Annotated in this window: 14 protein-coding genes; 4 read left to right on the top strand and 10 right to left on the bottom strand. The window is 40.6% G+C overall.

Going from position 1 to position 17,231, the window contains the following annotated elements; genetic code table 11:
* Positions 1-51 precede the first annotated feature (51 nt).
* Complete coding sequence (locus DP116_RS04640) at positions 52-891, top strand: prephenate/arogenate dehydrogenase (RefSeq protein WP_169154058.1); 840 nt, start codon at positions 52-54, stop codon at positions 889-891.
* 351 nt (positions 892-1,242) lie between these two features.
* Positions 1,243-1,830: a Uma2 family endonuclease gene (locus tag DP116_RS04635; protein ID WP_169154057.1), complete on the top strand. Its 588-nt coding sequence runs from the start codon at positions 1,243-1,245 to the stop codon at positions 1,828-1,830.
* A 109-nt stretch (positions 1,831-1,939) separates the two neighbouring features.
* Here the strand turns inward: DP116_RS04635 and DP116_RS04630 are convergent, their stop codons facing one another.
* Both DP116_RS04630 and DP116_RS04625 read right to left on the bottom strand, forming a co-directional pair.
* Positions 1,940-2,125, bottom strand: a complete 186-nt coding sequence (locus tag DP116_RS04630) for an SUMF1/EgtB/PvdO family nonheme iron enzyme (protein WP_246275482.1) — start codon at positions 2,123-2,125, stop codon at positions 1,940-1,942.
* Between the two features lie 201 nt (positions 2,126-2,326).
* Positions 2,327-4,450: a caspase, EACC1-associated type gene (locus DP116_RS04625; RefSeq protein ID WP_169154056.1), complete on the bottom strand. Its 2,124-nt coding sequence runs from the start codon at positions 4,448-4,450 to the stop codon at positions 2,327-2,329.
* Between the two features lie 560 nt (positions 4,451-5,010).
* Between DP116_RS04625 and DP116_RS04620 the strand changes: the two genes are divergently transcribed.
* Positions 5,011-6,246: an HhoA/HhoB/HtrA family serine endopeptidase gene (locus DP116_RS04620; protein WP_246275480.1), complete on the top strand. Its 1,236-nt coding sequence runs from the start codon at positions 5,011-5,013 to the stop codon at positions 6,244-6,246.
* Positions 6,247-8,287: 2,041 nt separating this feature from the next.
* On the opposite strand, the gene DP116_RS04615 is transcribed toward DP116_RS04620, so the two are convergent.
* On the bottom strand, positions 8,288-9,169 hold the full coding sequence (locus DP116_RS04615) for an HIT family protein (protein WP_169154054.1): 882 nt from the start codon (positions 9,167-9,169) through the stop codon (positions 8,288-8,290).
* Between the two features lie 490 nt (positions 9,170-9,659).
* On the opposite strand from DP116_RS04615, the gene DP116_RS04610 reads away from it, so the two are divergent.
* The gene (locus DP116_RS04610) at positions 9,660-9,812 is read left to right on the top strand and encodes an aldo/keto reductase (protein WP_169154053.1); all 153 of its coding nucleotides are present in this window, start codon (positions 9,660-9,662) and stop codon (positions 9,810-9,812) included.
* Here DP116_RS04610 and DP116_RS04605 read toward each other — a convergent pair.
* The 7 genes from DP116_RS04605 to DP116_RS04575 form a co-directional block, all read right to left on the bottom strand.
* Positions 9,805-10,998, bottom strand: a complete 1,194-nt coding sequence (locus DP116_RS04605) for an aminotransferase class I/II-fold pyridoxal phosphate-dependent enzyme (protein ID WP_169154052.1) — start codon at positions 10,996-10,998, stop codon at positions 9,805-9,807. The genes DP116_RS04610 and DP116_RS04605 overlap by 8 nt on opposite strands.
* Before the next feature lie 24 nt (positions 10,999-11,022).
* Complete coding sequence (locus DP116_RS04600; RefSeq protein WP_169154051.1) at positions 11,023-12,060, bottom strand: Mrp/NBP35 family ATP-binding protein; 1,038 nt, start codon at positions 12,058-12,060, stop codon at positions 11,023-11,025.
* Positions 12,053-13,027 carry a HEAT repeat domain-containing protein gene (locus DP116_RS04595; protein ID WP_169154050.1) on the bottom strand — a complete coding sequence of 325 codons (975 nt, stop codon included), beginning with the start codon at positions 13,025-13,027 and terminating at the stop codon, positions 12,053-12,055. The genes DP116_RS04600 and DP116_RS04595 overlap by 8 nt, the downstream gene beginning before the upstream one ends.
* 54 nt (positions 13,028-13,081) lie before the next feature.
* Positions 13,082-13,309 carry a 4Fe-4S dicluster domain-containing protein gene (locus DP116_RS04590; RefSeq protein WP_069348199.1) on the bottom strand — a complete coding sequence of 76 codons (228 nt, stop codon included), beginning with the start codon at positions 13,307-13,309 and terminating at the stop codon, positions 13,082-13,084.
* A 31-nt stretch (positions 13,310-13,340) separates the two neighbouring features.
* A complete protein-coding gene (locus DP116_RS04585) occupies positions 13,341-14,123 on the bottom strand; it encodes a class I SAM-dependent methyltransferase (protein WP_169154049.1) in 783 nt (260 codons plus the stop codon).
* Between the two features lie 183 nt (positions 14,124-14,306).
* A complete protein-coding gene (locus tag DP116_RS04580) occupies positions 14,307-16,022 on the bottom strand; it encodes a fumarate reductase/succinate dehydrogenase flavoprotein subunit (protein WP_211173076.1) in 1,716 nt (571 codons plus the stop codon).
* A gap of 56 nt (positions 16,023-16,078) precedes the next feature.
* Complete coding sequence (locus DP116_RS04575; protein WP_169154048.1) at positions 16,079-17,149, bottom strand: sulfonate ABC transporter substrate-binding protein; 1,071 nt, start codon at positions 17,147-17,149, stop codon at positions 16,079-16,081.
* Between the last annotated feature and the right edge of the window lie 82 nt (positions 17,150-17,231).

Genomic DNA, 17,231 nt, shown 5'->3' with positions numbered 1-17,231 from the left:
AGCAGCAAGGTGCAAAATATACATGATATAGAATCTCAAAATGACAGATAGATGAATATTGGTATTTTAGGACTTGGACTGATAGGTGGCTGCTTAGGTTTAGATTTGCGATCGCAAGGACATCATGTTTTAGGCGTTAGCCGTCGAGAATCAACCTGTCAGCGAGCAATAGCCCTAGGTAGCACAGATGAGGCGTCAGTTGACATGAGGCTGCTCACAAAAGCAGACGTAGTCTTTATCTGTACACCCATAGGGTTGATTGTTCCCACATTAGAGCAGCTCATCCCTCATCTGGCTTCTCATACAATTGTCACTGATGTCGGTTCAGTTAAAACACCGATAGTTCAAGCAATAGCTCCCCTCTGGGACAATTTTATCGGTGGACACCCAATGGCGGGAAGAACCGATAGTGGTATAGAAGCAGCTATCCCCAATTTATTTGAAAAAAAACCTTATGTCCTGACACCAACACAAACAACACCACCACATGCAATCACAATCGTAGAAAAAATTGTACATGAACTTGGAGCGACTCTCTACCATTGTTCTCCAGAAGAGCACGACCGAGCAGTGAGTTGGATTTCGCATTTGCCCGTGATGGTTAGTTCCTCGTTGATTGCTGCTTGTATGAGTGAAACCGACACGAATGTGCTGGAATTAGCCCAGAAGTTTGCTAGTTCTGGCTTTAGAGATACAAGTCGTGTTGGTGGCGGTAATCCAGAGTTAGGGCTGATGATGGCGCGGTACAATCGCGCCTGCTTGCTTAATTCACTCCAGCAATATCGTCACAATCTAGATGAATTGATTCATTTCGTTGAGCAGGAAGATTGGGTAGCTTTAGAACAACACATACAGTCTACTCAAAAGGCAAGACCGAAGTTTGTTGAGTAAGATTTAAAAAAGAATTCAGCAATTCCTGAGTCAGGAGTCAGGAGTCAGAATCACTTTCGATAGCGGGATTAAAACTTACTCATCTCACATCTTGCACCTAACCGGAGTACGCCTGGAACTTAAGTTCCAGGCTAATAGCTTAAGTCCGTTAAAACGGACTAAAAGACTAACAAGAGTCCGTTTTAACGGACTTGGGCTTTAAGCCAAGAAATTTATTTCTTGGCGGACTAAAATTATGGTGCAAGATCTAAGTCATCCGAGATCGCATAGAATTCATACTGAATTCTGGCGACTGACGCCTCTGTTCTTTCTGTTAAAACACTATAGCTATTATGCATTGAGAGACTGGATATGATATTACAAACACAAAAGCGCCATTACACCCCAGAAGAATATCTGGAATTAGAAGAGCAAGCCGAATATAGAAGTGAATATAGAGATGGAGAAATTATCCCAATGCCAGGGGGAACAACCAACCATAATAAAATCGCGCTAAATTTTTGTAGAAAATTTCCTTTAACAGTACAAGGACAAGCTTATGAAATATATATTATTGATGTAAAGGTATGGATACCTCGTTACCGTCTCTACACTTATCCTGATGTGATGGTCGTTAAAGGTGAACCGATATACGAAGGAACGAATACGACGACTATTACTAATCCAATGTTAATTGTTGAAGTTTTATCAAATTCCACTAAAAATTATGACAAAACAGACAAGTTTAAATATTACCGTTCAATTCCTCAGTTTCAAGAATATATTATGATTGACCAGTATAGTTTCTCTGTAGAACAATATGTGAAAAAAGCAGAAGGAGAATGGACTTTTAAAGAGCATGAAGGGGAAGATGCCGTTTTAGCCCTACATTCTATAGATTTTCAAATTAGCTTTCGTGATATTTATGAGCGGGTGAATTTTGAGTTGAGTGAGGAATAGGAAGCGCTTTTGCTTTTAATATGATAAGCCGGACAACTGTTCGATCTTGCAATCTACCAAGCTATCCGGCTCAGTTTGATTTTCGGAAGTTGTTATCAACCTCACTGGACTAGGTCTGGACTCTTCTTTGGTACGCCCGATGAATTCCCATCCACCAGTTCTGACACAGAAGAGCGCTGAGCCGCGCAACCACAACCCGAAAACCCGCGTTGTTGTTCGTGTTGTCACGCGCGTTCCTGTTGCGGTTCGCCGAGCGGCAGTTCCTCGGATTGTTGTTCCACGAACCGCCCCGCAGCAGTCGGAATTGCCTACCCCATTGTTAAAGTTAACATATATTTAAGACAGACCTCTTGATTAAACGGTAAGTTTTTTGTATGATTAAAGTGATAGATTTAAACTCATCCAAAAATCTAAAAAAAATTGCTCGCGCTTCGCGCGCAAAAGTGAAGAGAAAAGAATAAATCGTAAAGTGCAAAAAGGCTAAGAGTGTAAAGGGCTAAGAAGTCCTGAACCGCGCAACCACAACCCGAAAACCCACGTCGTCAACCCTATTGACACGCGCGTTCCTGCTGCGACTACCTGAACGACAGCGCCACGGATCGCCGTACCACGAACTCCCACGCAGCAGGCGTCGAGAATTCTTATCATTTTCACTCATCCAAGCGGTACCATCTGCAGGCGCTCCTTCGTAGCTCTCATACCAAGCATCTTGGCACCACTCCCATATATTACCATGCATATCATACAAACCAAAAGCATTTGATGGAAATTTTCCTACCTCTGTTGTTTGCCCACGATATTCACCCTTTGGTCCAGAAGCATAAATATAGTTGCCGTTGTAGTTTGCTAAATCTGTGGTAATAGTTTCGCCAAAGTGAAAGGGAGTAGTTGTTCCCGCGCGACAAGCATATTCCCATTCTGCTTCACTGGGCAAACGATAGGGCTTTCCAGTTTTGTTAGCTAAGCGAGCGCAAAATTCAATTGCATTGTCCCATGATACCTTCTCAACAGGTCGATTAGCTCCTTTAAAGGAGGATGGATCTGGATTTAAATCTATTTTGACCTTAGGAAGAGCGGCAACCGCTTGCCATTGAGCTTGTGTTACAGGAAACTTACCCATATGGAAGGGTTGAATGGTGACGGTGTGCTGTGGACTTTCATTAGCAAGGCGTTCTGGCTCATTCTCTGGAGAACCCATTAAAAACTGACCGCCAGGAATCGCCACCATTTCCAGCAACGCATCATTGCCCAAGTTTTGTATGAAAAATTCTGCTCGACCCCGATGACGGTTGATTTCCCAGGTTTTTTCTATACCTAAAAATTTTGATTTGACGATGATTGTGGCATACTCGAACTCAAAGCGCTGAGTTTGAATATCAGTTTGAATATTAGTTTGAATAACAGAGGGAGATTTTGGCTGAGAAACTGGTGATGATTGAGTTTCAGGTAGTTCTCGTAATTCTGCTTGCTGCTTTTGTTGCTGAGTTCTTTCTTGCTCTTGCTGTAACCTCTGTGCTTGTTGTAGGTTGCGCTGATATTCTGCTTGTTTCGGAGTAATGATCCGTTGTTCAATTGAGGCGATATCTTCATCCCGCAGTCCCAGATACTGCTGATATTCTTTTAAATCTTTTTGGGTTGTTTTGCTAAAGGGATATTCTTGATCAATTGCCTGAATCAATGCTTGCTCATATTCATGGCGCTTACGTTCATACTCCCGATAAGGTTGCAAAACTTCTTCTTCAATTGCAGCTGCTTCTTGCGGAGTTAATCCCCACTCATCCCGCTTTCCGTCTAAAATTCTACGAGCAAAAACAGAAAACTCGTGACCTTGCTTAGCACGAGTTTCTACTTCCTTACGATATTTCACCTTAGGATCATCCTTTGGTGATTTTGCCAGCAAAATTTTATGACCTTCCTCAATTGGGTAAAACTTGGGAGTCATGGCTGGTGCTGCTTCTTTTACCTTGTCGCTAGCATACTCGTGCAGTTCATCAATCGAAATCCAGCCATCGCCATCGCGATCTGCTGCACCTTTTTCCATACCTTCGACCAAGTAGCGGGTGTATATGGAAAGGTCTGAACCTTCTTGTTCAAATGAGTATTGGGTAGATGTGGAAGAGGTGAGGATTGCCCGCCCTTTACCGCCTAGCTGTTCCTGTAAATTTACAGTACCATCATCTTTAACTGTTAGTCCTTGGGCGATCGCCCCGCTAAAGCAACAGTCTAAGATAATCACCTGTCTTTGGGAACGGCTCTCATTCATATTTTCGTGCAGAACACTCGCTGCTACTGCTGAAGCCTTGAACAACCTGTTGTTCTGTTTACGAGTGGTAGAAGTTGAGAGGTAAAGCCTGCCGGACTCATCTTTAATCCCGTGACCAGAAAAGTAAAATAATAACAAGTCTTCTTTCTGGCGATCGGCAAACAGATTCTCAATAGCATATTGGATTTCCTGACCTTGGGGATTTTTCAGGACTTTGATATCATCATCAGCAAAATTTCCTATTTCTGGGTGTGTCAGTACTCGTCGCATTGCTTCAACATCTTTCACCGCACACGGTAACGGATTTAATCCGGGTTGATACTCACTCACCCCTATCAGCAATGCTAGCTTCCCCATCTTTGCCTACCTACGTTTCCACAAATTTCTGCGTTGTCTCGACTGTTGCCACCAATTCTATTATGACTGTTGGCTGAGTTTTCCTTTGAGTGTCTTACTATTGGTTCGACTTTTTATTTATGATTATCGATTCAATAACATACAAATCACTCGTTTGACCTCACCCCCAACCCCTCTCCGATTTAACGGACTTCGACTATGCAGCCTTGAACTTTAGTTCAAGGCGTACTCAGGGGGAGATGCAAGATCTGAGGAAAGGCTCTTGCCGAGCAACACAAACCTAACTGCAATAGATATAATTTCAGTGTTGTCTCAAGTGTTGGCACCAATTCTATTGTGCCTGTTTGCTGATTTTTCCTTTGAATGTTTTACTGTTGCTTCTACTTTTTATTCAAGGGTTTTTCCACCAAAGGCTCTCGCTGAGGAACACAAACACAACTTCAATAGACATAGAACTTATGCAGTAAGACTTTTCACAAGTCCGTCATATCTCTGTAACAGCATCGTCACAAAGTCTTTTTAGATTGGGAATGGTATCTAGAAAATCTTACAGAAACAAAATGTATAAAAAACCGAGTGATGACAATCACGAGTCTTTAAACCATAATACTGCTCCTTGGAGAAAAACAGCTTTTCATTTATCGCTAGTGTTACTCGGCTCTGGGATGACGTTTGCGGGTGGCTACTTGGCTTCTCACTCCCAACAGGTAACTCAAAACGCATCTAATCTTGCTGTGAGTCCGGTAAATGCTGGTGTGCCAATACCATCTGGTGGAGAGCCTACTAGCTTTGTTACGAAGGTTGTGCAAAGGGTAGGACCTGCGGTTGTACGGATTGATGCTTCCCGAACAGTCAAAACCCAGTTACCAGAGCAATTTAGGGATCCGTTTTTCCGTCAATTCTTTGGATCTGCACTACCAGATTCACAACAGCGGGTAGAACGGGGTACTGGTTCAGGTTTTATCATGAGTGCTGATGGTCGCATTCTTACGAATGCTCACGTCGTGAATGGTGCGGATACCGTGAAAGTGACGCTCAAGGATGGGCGCACTTATCAAGGTAAAGTAATGGGGAGAGATGAATTGACAGATGTGGCTGTTGTTAAAATTCAAGCAGATAACCTACCAACAGTGACATTGGGTAACTCAGATCAGCTACAACCTGGAGACTGGGCGATCGCCATTGGTAATCCCCTTGGTTTGGGTAACACCGTTACTACTGGAATCATCAGTGCAACCGGTCGCACTAGCAATCAGATTGGTGCTCCCGACAAGCGAGTAGAATATCTTCAAACAGACGCAGCAATTAACCCCGGTAACTCTGGCGGACCTCTAATTAATGCCCAAGGACAAGTCATAGGGATGAACACAGCCATAATCCAAGGAGCACAAGGATTGGGCTTTGCAATTCCTATCAAAACAGCGCAACGAATTTCCAATCAACTGATAGCAACAGGTAAAGTACAACATCCTTATTTAGGAATTCAGATGGTAGGATTAACGCCTGAGTTGAAACAAAACATCAACTCCGACCCCAATAGCGGTTTGAGTGTTGATCAAGATTATGGCGTTTTAGTTGTTAAAGTTATGCCCAATTCACCAGCAGCTAAAGCAGGGATACGTGCTGGTGATGTCATCCAAAAACTTAACGGTAAAGCAGTGACAGACGCAAACTCTGTTCAAAATGCAGTAGAAAATAGCCGAGTTGGAGGAGATGTACGTATGGAATTGCATCGCAACGGGCAAAATCTCAACTTAGCTGTGCGTCCGGGTGCCTTTCCTACTCAAACGCAATAAGCCTTTTACTTTAAAATAACTTATGTGCGGGATGAGCAAGATGCTCATCCCTATTTTTTATCTCTGTAACTTCAGTTACTACCGCAGCCTTAAAAGTCCAACAGAGATGTTGTGGTAAGCGCTAGCTTTGATTTTTTTACACTCACTACATCCAGTGTGACTGGGGGGCGATCGCCTGCTCATAGTCTAAACTCCAGATGTTAGGCTCACTTATGCCAACCCGTACTAGATATCTGATAAATTTCAGTATAGTTGTTATCAGTTTAAGCTAGCAATCAAACCATAGTTTACTAGAAAATACCTCGATAGTTCTTATCATTATTAAGTGAATAGCAAGCATTATATGCAAACTGCATTTTTTTGAGATGTAGTGGTAGATGCAAAATGGCAGTTTGCTTTATTGATAACAATTATGACACGCAAAAGCACAGTTCAATGCCATAAAAGTAGCTAACCCATATAAAGTGCAACACTGAACGCAAAGACTGCGACGATAAGAGGAATTACAGTATTAAACTCTACTTTCCGTGTCGTCAATATTTTTAGAAAAGACATAGGAACAATGATGGGCCATAAAACAGTAGTGATGAAAAGTATCACATTAGACAAAAATTTTTCTTCTGGCGAATAACTAGGATGACTTCGACAAAATCTTAACCAATTAATGAAAAAATAGCCAGTCATCAGTAGGTAGTTAATCAGAAAAGCCAAGTGCACCTTATTCACTGTAGCAACTCCTTTAGTTATCAAAGATTCAGAAAACATAACTTAGATTCATTTATGACACAACTTAAACGGTACAAACTAGAGGTTTGTAAAACGGCTGTCTGTTGGTGAAGCACATACATAAAATTCTTCTATAATTTAGCTAAATGTTAATCGAACCGTAAAATTTTCCCAATCAGTACATACACCTAATTAATAAAAAATTGAAGATAATAGAAATTTTACGGAAATGTTTTAACTATCTTACCCTTGTGTCTCCAGAGGTTAGAAAATTTACTGATTAATCATAAACTATTCCACCTTTTATATAGTGTATATATTAAAATTTTAAAAAATAAAATTCATACATCATAAGTTAACTTTAACGAAGCTTATACTAAGCTAATTTCTACCACTTCAGAAGTAGAGTAACAGTTTGAAATCTCAAGATATTTACAGTGAGATAGAATCAATTCAAGTATAATTTCAGTTATTTTTTTATGGACATCAGCAGTTATGCATTTTCTTTATACTAAGACTGAATGATGAAAAAGTTGAATAATTCTTGATAATAGTACTACATATCCCAATAAAAAAGAAACCCTGCGTTATCAATACAACGCAGGGAAAGAGAAATTTCTGCTACACAAGGACTTGGACTATGGGTCAATCGTGCCTAAGCTAAAGTACCCAAAAAGACAGTTTTTAAATGTTTATTTGCTTGATAACATAAGTAGAGTAGTTCTGTTCTAAATTTTTCAATTTTTGAATTTTGAGATTGCGTCGCAACGCTGACGCAACGCTACGCGATTTTGAATGATTTGTGGAGTATCCCTTAATTTTGAGAATTATTCTCTGGGAACAGGTAAGCTATTGCAGCTCCACCAAATAAAGTTAGTAAGCTTACCAAAAAGACAGCAAAGAAAAAAGGGAACATAATGTGCAACTAAGTAACAGTATTATTGACTAAAGTTTCTCAGAGAAATTCTGAAGCTAGAACTCAGTATTCTTGACAAAAACCTTAGTGTTGGCTACTTTTAAAGTACCAAGTGGATATGACACAGGTATGACCCCATTGTGTCAATAGCTTGTATATTTAGTGCAACTAAAGTCTTAACTTAATGCTCGACTAAAGATTGCAGTGCTTGAAATGCCGCTTTATTAAAGGACTAAAAAATCTGCTAGCCCAACTTTGAGAGTCAGTTACCAGCCTTTGGGTAACACGAAGGCAGCGCTGGCAAACCCTGGCGCTACCTTCTGGTGACCACTTATTTTTTCAAGTTATCTATTGATAATATTCTTGCGGTTCTGCTTATATTAACCGATAAATTACAAACTATTTTCTTTTAGGAATCACATATCTTATCCCACCTTTAGCACCAACAGTATCACCTTTGTAACGAGGGATAATATGGATACTGGCGTGCATCATATTTTGACCTGCATCTCGATTGATGTTCATTCCCACATTGAAACCATCGGGTTGAAATTCTTTGCCGAGAATTTCTTGGACTCTGTTAACCATAAACCAACAAGCAGATTGCTCTTTAAACGGTAGGTCAAAATAATTACTCACGTGACGTTTTGGAACAACCAAAACATGACCTTTATTCACAGGATAACCATCATACATAGCATAGGCAGTAGCTGATTCGGTTAGGATAGTTAAATTTTTATGAGGTTGACAAAATATACAATTACAATTATTAGATGCGTTTGTTCGTAAGTTATAATGCATATACTCGTAAATTTCGCAATTCTCATCTAAGTAGATAGATTGAAAAGGAAGTTTGACAATGCACTGATATGTAGGTTTTTTGTGGATATAATGTTCTCGAAAGCCTTCTCTTTTTAGATCCCTTCTAACTGCATAATACGCTTTTCCTCCAGGCTTCAATAGGTTCGATATTCTCATGAGAACATCCCCTTGTTCTTCAGGAAATAAAACGTTTAAAACATAAAAGCAAATTATTGTGTCAAATTTTTCATTAGGGTATTGCGGGAAATAATAAGGATCGTAACCTGTGACATCAAATCCTTTTTTTCGCAATAATTTAACATCATTGCCCAAGCCGCAGCCAAAATCTAGGACAATGTTGTTTTTGTTGTTGACTTTATCTTGAAGTAGATTCTTATCTAACAAAAACTGTGCAGGTACTGATAGGTGAATTCTTTCTATTGCTGTAAGGTGGCTGAATAGATTTTTTTGCTTTTTCATGGAAACATAAATTTTCTTTCGATTAAGTAGCCGACATGACGAATTCGTCACCAGAAGGAAAGAAAAAAGAATAATGGTTTTTCTTTCGTTCTGGATAGCTTGCCCTCTGCCTTTTTCAAGCTAGTTTGCACAAGTTAACTCGCTGTCTCACCGCAAAGCCCTCGAATGTGCATGCAACAAGCGCGTTCCGTCGAGGCGATTGGCGTCGGGTTTCGCGAAGTGTGCAACCTGCTGTTGATTGGTAAGAGTATTAGCTATTGTTATACGACTTTGGTTATTATAGTGCTATTTAATACTAAAGTAATGATAATTGCATCAGCACTAACACTTATGCTATCTATACTAAAAAGCAGTGGCAAGTGACGATGCTGCTTGTCTCATTGCCAGTTGGACTTATTTACTAAGCCAGTTATCCAATCTACATGTTTGATAAAAGCACTTTGCCAGAGGCTGAAATCTGCGTGAATCTATTTAGAGTCGCTTTGTTTCCATGCAAAATTACTACAACCTAGTTTATCGGGAACAAGAGCGAGAGATAGTGTTATTATCTCGCGCTGAGGCGATTGGGATTATTCCCTTGAGTCCTTTAGCGCGAGGCTTTTTAGCGGGCAATCGTTATCAAGCCAACCTAGCTTCTAAGTAGGTGCAGCTTGTAGAGTTGATTGCAATTTCAGTAAACGTTCCCCTGCCTTTGCCAAAGTCTCTGGTTTCTTACTAAAGCAGAATCTGATAAAATTTTTACCCGCCTCTGATTGCGAGAAAAAGCTGGAACCGGGAACTACGGCAACACCTATCTCTTGAATTAAGAATCTAGTAAATTCCACATCATTTTTGTAACCAAAAGACGAGATATCAGCAAACACGTAGTAAGCTCCTTTTGGAATAAAATAGGGAATTCCCACTGCATCCAAAATCCGCAGAATATCGTCTCGCTTTTGGTGGTAAAGCTTTGCCAATTCTTCGTAGTAGCTAACTCTAAGTTGCATCGCCGCGACTCCAGCCCTTTGCAAGGGTGCTGGTGCGCCAACGGTAAGAAAATCATGAACTTTGCGAATTGCTGCTGTTAATTCTGGATTTGCTAGAATATAGCCGACTCGCCAACCAGTCACACTGTAGGTTTTGGAAAGACCATTGATAGTGACAGTTCTCTCAGACATTCCTGGCAAAGTCGCCATTGCAATATGCTGTGTTCTGTCATAAAGAATGTGTTCGTAGATTTCATCTGTGAATGCTAATACATCCCACTTCTGACAAAGTTCAGCAATGAGGGTTAGTTCTTCACGAGTAAAGACTTTGCCAGTTGGGTTATGGGGCGTGTTAATGATAATGGCTTTTGTACGTTCATTAAAGCAGTCGCGCAGTTGTGCTTCATCAAATGTCCACTCAGGTGGATGCAGCGACACATAGCGAGGAGTTGCACTGGCTAAAATTGCATCGGGACCATAGTTTTCGTAATATGGCTCAAACACTATCACTTCATCACCCGGATTCAGAGTTGCTAGCATCACTGCAGCCATTGCTTCTGTTGAACCACAGGTGACGGTGATTTGTCGTTCAGGATCAATATTCAAGCCTAAATACCAATGGACTTTTTGGGCGATCGCCTGACGGAAAGCTTTATCTCCCCATGTGATAGCATACTGATTCACGTCTTCCTCAATTGCCTCACAAGCTGCCCGTTTTAACTCAGGCGGACAAGGAAAATCAGGAAATCCTTGCGCCAGATTCACCGCACTATATTGTAAGGCAACTCTAGTCATTTCTCGAATGACTGACTCTGTGAACTGGTTTGCTTTATCTGAAATTTTCTGCTTTCTTACCGGAGTCACATTTATATCCTCTATATAGTGTTATTAAATCGACTGCATCAGGCAAAAAGTCCCTAACAGTGCAGTCGCAATTTGCACAAAAACCTCACCTGCAGCAGAGGTGGAGTTGGTTACTGCAATGGGATGTCCTGTATCACCACCGCTACAGATACGGGGATCTATGGGAATCTGTCCCAGTAAAGGTGCTTGCAATTCTGCTGCAAGTTGTTCACCACCACCACTACCAAAAATTGGTGTGCGTAAGCCACAATCACTACAGATTAAATAACTCATATTTTCCACAATGCCAAGAACAGGAACACCCACTTGGCGAAACATATGTATGTTACGGCGCACATCGGAAATAGCAACCTGTTGGGGAGTCGTCACCAAAATAACTCCACAAATTGGGCTTTCTTGTACAATTGTAATTTGAGCATCCCCTGTTCCTGGCGGCAAATCAATCAATAAATAATCCAATTCGCCCCATTCTACATCTTGCAGAAATTGAGTGATAATCTTGTGTAATACTGGTCCTCGCCATGCTAAAGGACGATTTGGTTCTGCGAGTAAACCCACTGACATGAGTTTAATTCCCTGGATTTCTAGGGGTAAAAATTTCTCACCGGTGGGAGTATGAATAACTTGAATATCAGCTTGTCCTAAACCCAACATTTGTGGAATATTAGGACCGTAGACATCAGCATCTAGCAAACCAACTTTTGCACCTTGTAATTTTAAAGCTGCGGCTATATTCACGGCTGTTGTCGATTTACCTACACCACCTTTGCCACTAGAAATAGCAAGGGTTACTTTGACTCCGGGAATTGTACAAATTTGAATATAAGTCTTCTTGCACCAACTTAAATTTGATAGAACATATTGAATTTCTTTGAAGAAATCCTGCTGATGTGCTCCAATATAAAGGCGCAGGTAAACATAGTCATCAACTATGCATAAATTCCGCACCATCCCCAAGCTAACAACATTATTTTTAAGGATTGGTTCAATGACAGTTTTCAGGTAGCGAATCACTTCCTGTTGACGAGATGCTGTCAAGGAATTGAGGTGTTCATCAGTCATGAGTCGATGATTTTATCGATTCTTGAATTTTTTTAATTGCTCTGAGTGATTGGATAGCAACTTCTTTATCTAGGTCATCCAATGATTGCTGGAGTGGATTTATCGCATCAGGATGACCTAAATTACCAAGAGCGATCGCAACTTCTTTTCGTACATCTGCATATTCATCTGTTAATGCTTGAATTAACACTGGCAGAACTTTTATATGTGGTATTTTTTGTAAAGTCTGTGCTGCTGATTTCCGTACTTGCCAATGCTCATCACCTAAAGCGATTTCTAATGCTGAAATTGCTTGGTCATTTTCATGAATAGCAAGAGATTTTGCTGCATTGCGACGAACTTGCCAATCGCTGTCACTTGTGAGTGCGTGAGTAAGTATTGAAATAACTTCTGCGTCTTGTAAATACCCTAAAGTTAAAGCAGTAGCGCGGCGCACAGTCACATTATAATCAGATATTAACGCTAAAGCTTGGGGACATTTTTCAACTTGATTGAGATAGCGGAGTGTTGTGATTGCGGCTTCTCTTAAATCTGCATTTTCTGAATTAAAAAATTGTATAATATATGGTAAAGACTGAATATCATGAATTTTGCGGAGAAGAATTAGGATATTCAATTGTAGGTAGATATTGTTATGACTGAGACTATCTAGCAACAATGATAAATCTGTAGGTGAAACTAAGTCATTTAAAGCTGATAATGCTTCCGTACGAATTTCTGCATTTGATGAACCAAGGTATTTTAGTAAAGCTGGTACAGCAACAGGGTTCGCAATTTCCCAAAGAGCAGAGATGGCTATTTTTTGAACATTCAAGTTTTCATCTTGTAGAGCATAAATTAGGGGTTCTATTGCTTCTTCTTCACCAAGATGTTGTAAAGCTTTGACAGCAACTAAGCGGTCATCAACTTCTGGCGATCGCAGCATTTCGATCCAATCATTGGAGTTATTATGAGTGTTATTATACATTTTTTAAAACCGCAGAGACGCACAGAGCACAGAGTAATAATTTTTACAAATAAATTAGCGCAATAAGAATGGAATCTGTACAGTAATGGCATTGGTTGGACATTCTTTTTCGCAAGGTAGACAGAACCAGCACTCGTCATATTTCATGTAGGCTTTTCCTGTTTCTGGGTTTTTTGCGAGTACATCGAGTGGACAAACTTCAATACAAGCGTTGCATTTTTCTAAACATTTTGATTCATCGACGATAACAGGGACATCAATTCTTTGATTTATTAAAGCCATAGTATATAACTCTCTTTTACTATCTCGTCTTTTAGTTATCAAGCGTAGCACGGATAAAACGATAACCCACATCAATTTCTGTTAAATTCTCAATATCAGCATACTTTGCATCCCATTCCCCACTACTTAAATCTGCTGCGAGTAATTTCACTCCTTGCTTGACTAAATTCGGATCTGCTAAAGCGAAAGATGATATTCCAGCACGTACTTCTTGTTGAAGATATAACTTAGGACGCTTCCAAGCCGAAGCTGCAAATAAATCAGACAAATCAGGAGGCAACAAAAAAGGTATAGTTTCAATATGTCTTCCGGTACTAGCTTGAATTAGGTTAGCAAGTTCGTTAAGTGGTAAAAATCGTAGAGCATCTTGCCACAAAAATGGAAAGTAATCATAAAGCCATATCTTCTGAGCTAATCTGATATCAAATGTCAGCAAAACTATTGCTCCGTTCCTGACTACTCGATGCATTTCTTGAAATGATTTTTCTAAGTTAGAAAAATGATGAATTGTGAGGATACTGATGACTGCATCAACAGAATTATCTGCTAAAGGTAAATCTTCTGCATAGCCAGTGAACCAGTTAACTTGTGGATGTTCTACTGCTTGTTTTTGCATCACCGCAGAAGGTTCAATAGCATTCACAGAAAATCCTTGGTTAGCAAGCGCTAGACTGTAACTACCAGTCCCCGCTCCAATATCAGCGATAATGCTACCTTTGGGTAAATTGAGTAGGTCAATTAATGTATTAATAATGCGAGGATCAGGGACACGGGTTTTGGAGTATTGTTGACCAATTGAATTGTAGATAGGCATTGGTAGAATGTTGAAATTTAGATGACTTAACTCTTCAAGCAATCTCTTAATAAATGATTCTCTACCAGCAGCAAGCCTTCTTGGTCTGATATGAAAGCTATGGCATAAAGAGTCTTGATTTAGAATGTGTGTGAGAATTGTCTCACTTTCTGTAAGACTTGCTTCGGATTCATTTTGAATATCCTACCTCACAGCGACATCATAAACATCTTTTGCTGAATCAACCTCCACAATATAAGGTTCAACTGGACGCTTGAACAGCACCATTTCCCCTGATTCATCTTTCTTTAAATTGACATGACAAAACCACTCATCATCGTTCTTTTCTGGATAATCTAATCGGTAATGATAAAGACCCCAGCGACTTTCTTGACGATATAATGATGCTCTGGCTGCCATTTCTGCACAGTCGCGAATAAAATGAACTTCCATACAGCGCATCAATTCATGGGGATCGCGAGCACCCATTAAATCTAATGTTTCTTGATAGTAGACAAAATTTCTCAAGCCAATCTCTATTTTGTTTCCCGCTTTCGGTGGTTGCAGATAATCATTAACTAAGCGCCGTAATTTATATTCCACCTGGGTGTGAGGAATACCATTTGGTCGAGTTAAAGGTGTATAAATTCGCAATTTTTCTTGTTCTAAAAAATCTTTCTCTGGCTCGACATGATCTAAATCCTGGATATACTCAATGGCATGAGTTCCTGCTAGACGACCGAAGACAAATGCCCCAATCATATAATTATGAGGAACGCTTGCCATGTCTCCAGCGGCATACAAACCTGGGACAGTTGTTTCAGCTTTTTCATTCACCCAAACGCCAGAAGCACTATGTCCGCTACACAAGCCAATTTCTGATATGTTCATTTCAACGCCGTGGGTGCGATAGTCTTCGCCTCTACCTTGATGAAAGCGTTCGCGGCTTGGTCGTTCATTTGACCAAAGTATGGATTCAATTTCAGAAATCGTATCTTCATCAAGGTGGGTCATTTTGAGTTGAACAGGTCCCTTGCCGGAGTTTAATTCTTTCCAGATTTCCAGCATCATTTGTCCACTCCAATAGTCGCAACTGATGAAGCGATTTCCTTCGGCGTTAGCAGTATGAGCACCGAAAGGTCCAGCTACATAGGCGCAAGCAGGACCGTTATAATCTTTAATTAAAGGATTGATTTGAAAGCACTCAATGTTGCTGAGTTCTGCACCAGCATGATAAGCCATTGAGTAGCCATCTCCGGCATTAGTAGGATTTTCATAAGTGCCGTAGAGATAACCAGAAGCAGGTAATCCTAAACGTCCACATGCTCCTGTACATAGGATGACTGCTTTGGCTTGAATGACAATAAAATCACCGTTTCTAACATCAAATCCTACAGCACCAATAGCACGTTTTTCTCCTACTAAAACGCGGGTTGCCATGACGCGATTGGTGACTTTGACTTTGTGGCGTTTGACTTGTCGGGTCAGAATTGGCTTGAGGTCTTTGCCTTCTGGCATGGGCAGAACATATTTCCCAACACGATGCACTTGTTTTAAGTCGTAGTTACCTTGAGCATCTTTCTGAAATTTCACACTCCAGCTTTCTAGTTCTTGGATGACTTCGTAGCCTAATTTGCCTGTTTGATAAACGGCTTTTTGATTGAGAATACCATCGTTGGCAAGAGTGACTTCACGAACGTATTTTTCTGGGGTGGAATGACCGGGAATGACAGCAGTATTAACGCCATCCATACCCATTGCGATCGCCCCACTCCGACGAATGTTAGCCTTTTCTAAAATCAGCACCTCAGCATCAGGATTTGCTTGCTTGGCTTTAATAGCAGCCATTGTCCCTGCTGTCCCGCCACCAATAACCAGCACATCAGTTTTTATCCACTGGGTAGTCGCATTCGTCACCATAGCGTTTGAAAGTCCCAATACAAAACAGTATGAAATTAAAAACGATTTTTCATCCTTTACTTATTGCCTTTCCAAACGATTTCCTTTACCTGGATTTGCTTGGGAAGCAGCTTGATTTTTTGGAAAGTATCAGCAACTTCTTGTTGTTTAGCAATGACTTCTTCTGTCAAGGGTAAAACACCATACTTTCGCCGTTTTTCTGCAACTTCCAGCGCCGCTGCTTTGATGCCTAATTGTGGTTCTAAAAACTTCGCAACTTCTGCTGGATTACTTGCTGCCCATTTGTCTACTTTACTGACTTCATCCAAAATTGTTTTCAAAACATCAGGATGTTCTTCCACAAATGATTTGCGGGCAAGGTAATAACCGCGATTTGGTGCTAAATTTGTTGCATCTGTTATGGTTCTAGCCCCTGTTGCTTCTTGGGCTGCTGCTAGATAGGGGTCCCAAATTGCCCAGGCATCAACGTTACCACCTTCAAAGGCAGCACGAGCATCTGCTGGTGTGAGAAAGGCTGGCTTGATGTCACTGTACTTTAATCCGGCAGATTCTAAGGCTTTGACAACGAGATAGTTGGTATTTGAACCTTTGGCAAAGGCAACTTTTTTGCCTTTAAGTTCAGCCACACTTTTTATTGGTGAATTTTTCTGTACTATAATCGCTTCTGCCTTCGGTCCCCAAGGATCGTAGGCGACGTAAACTAAAGGATTACCTGCGGCTTGGGCAAAGATGGGCGGTGATTCACCTGTGTAACCAAAGTCAACACTACCCGCGTTCATGGCTTCCAGCATGGGTAGACCTGCAGGGAATTCAGTCCATTTTACAGTTCCACCAGAAGCTGCTATTGCTTGGTCTAGGCTGCTTTTGCTCTTTAGGGCATTGAGGATAGTTGCCGCCTTTTGAAAGCCAATATTAACTGTAATACTGCCAGTCACATTTTGCTTGCTAGTAGGTGAATTGACTGCTTCTGGTTTAGTGGCATTGGAAGAACAGGCAGACACAACTAGGCTTAAGCCCAACCCCACGGCAAATAGCACAGACAAGGAACGGCTTTTCCGTTGTCGGAAATTTGAGTATAAAAGTTGTCTAATACCCAAAATCCTAGTTTTTAAGAGTTGAATCAACATAGATGCATAGAATAAAGGATTTATGGAAAAGTCTTACTGCTGATAACACTATATTTTTCCAAACATACACTTAATTAATAGT

This window comes from Brasilonema bromeliae SPC951, from assembly GCF_012912135.1.
In the GTDB taxonomy this organism is placed as follows: Bacteria; Cyanobacteriota; Cyanobacteriia; order Cyanobacteriales; family Nostocaceae; genus Brasilonema; species Brasilonema bromeliae.
This window is presented reverse-complemented; position numbering and strand designations above follow the sequence as displayed.

What these genes read in the sequence shown, in the direction of transcription:
- DP116_RS04640 (WP_169154058.1), top strand. Translation starts at nt 52, where the DNA reads ATGAATATTGGTATTTTAGGACTTGGACTGATAGGTGGCTGCTTAGGT.
- DP116_RS04635 (WP_169154057.1), top strand. Translation starts at nt 1,243, where the DNA reads ATGATATTACAAACACAAAAGCGCCATTACACCCCAGAAGAATATCTG.
- DP116_RS04625 (WP_169154056.1), bottom strand. Translation starts at nt 4,450, where the DNA reads ATGGGGAAGCTAGCATTGCTGATAGGGGTGAGTGAGTATCAACCCGGA.
- DP116_RS04620 (WP_246275480.1), top strand. Translation starts at nt 5,011, where the DNA reads ATGTATAAAAAACCGAGTGATGACAATCACGAGTCTTTAAACCATAAT.
- DP116_RS04615 (WP_169154054.1), bottom strand. Translation starts at nt 9,169, where the DNA reads ATGAAAAAGCAAAAAAATCTATTCAGCCACCTTACAGCAATAGAAAGA.
- DP116_RS04610 (WP_169154053.1), top strand. Translation starts at nt 9,660, where the DNA reads ATGCAAAATTACTACAACCTAGTTTATCGGGAACAAGAGCGAGAGATA.
- DP116_RS04600 (WP_169154051.1), bottom strand. Translation starts at nt 12,060, where the DNA reads ATGACTGATGAACACCTCAATTCCTTGACAGCATCTCGTCAACAGGAA.
- DP116_RS04595 (WP_169154050.1), bottom strand. Translation starts at nt 13,027, where the DNA reads ATGTATAATAACACTCATAATAACTCCAATGATTGGATCGAAATGCTG.
- DP116_RS04590 (WP_069348199.1), bottom strand. Translation starts at nt 13,309, where the DNA reads ATGGCTTTAATAAATCAAAGAATTGATGTCCCTGTTATCGTCGATGAA.
- DP116_RS04585 (WP_169154049.1), bottom strand. Translation starts at nt 14,123, where the DNA reads ATGCCTATCTACAATTCAATTGGTCAACAATACTCCAAAACCCGTGTC.
- DP116_RS04580 (WP_211173076.1), bottom strand. Translation starts at nt 16,022, where the DNA reads ATGGTGACGAATGCGACTACCCAGTGGATAAAAACTGATGTGCTGGTT.
- DP116_RS04575 (WP_169154048.1), bottom strand. Translation starts at nt 17,149, where the DNA reads ATGTTGATTCAACTCTTAAAAACTAGGATTTTGGGTATTAGACAACTT.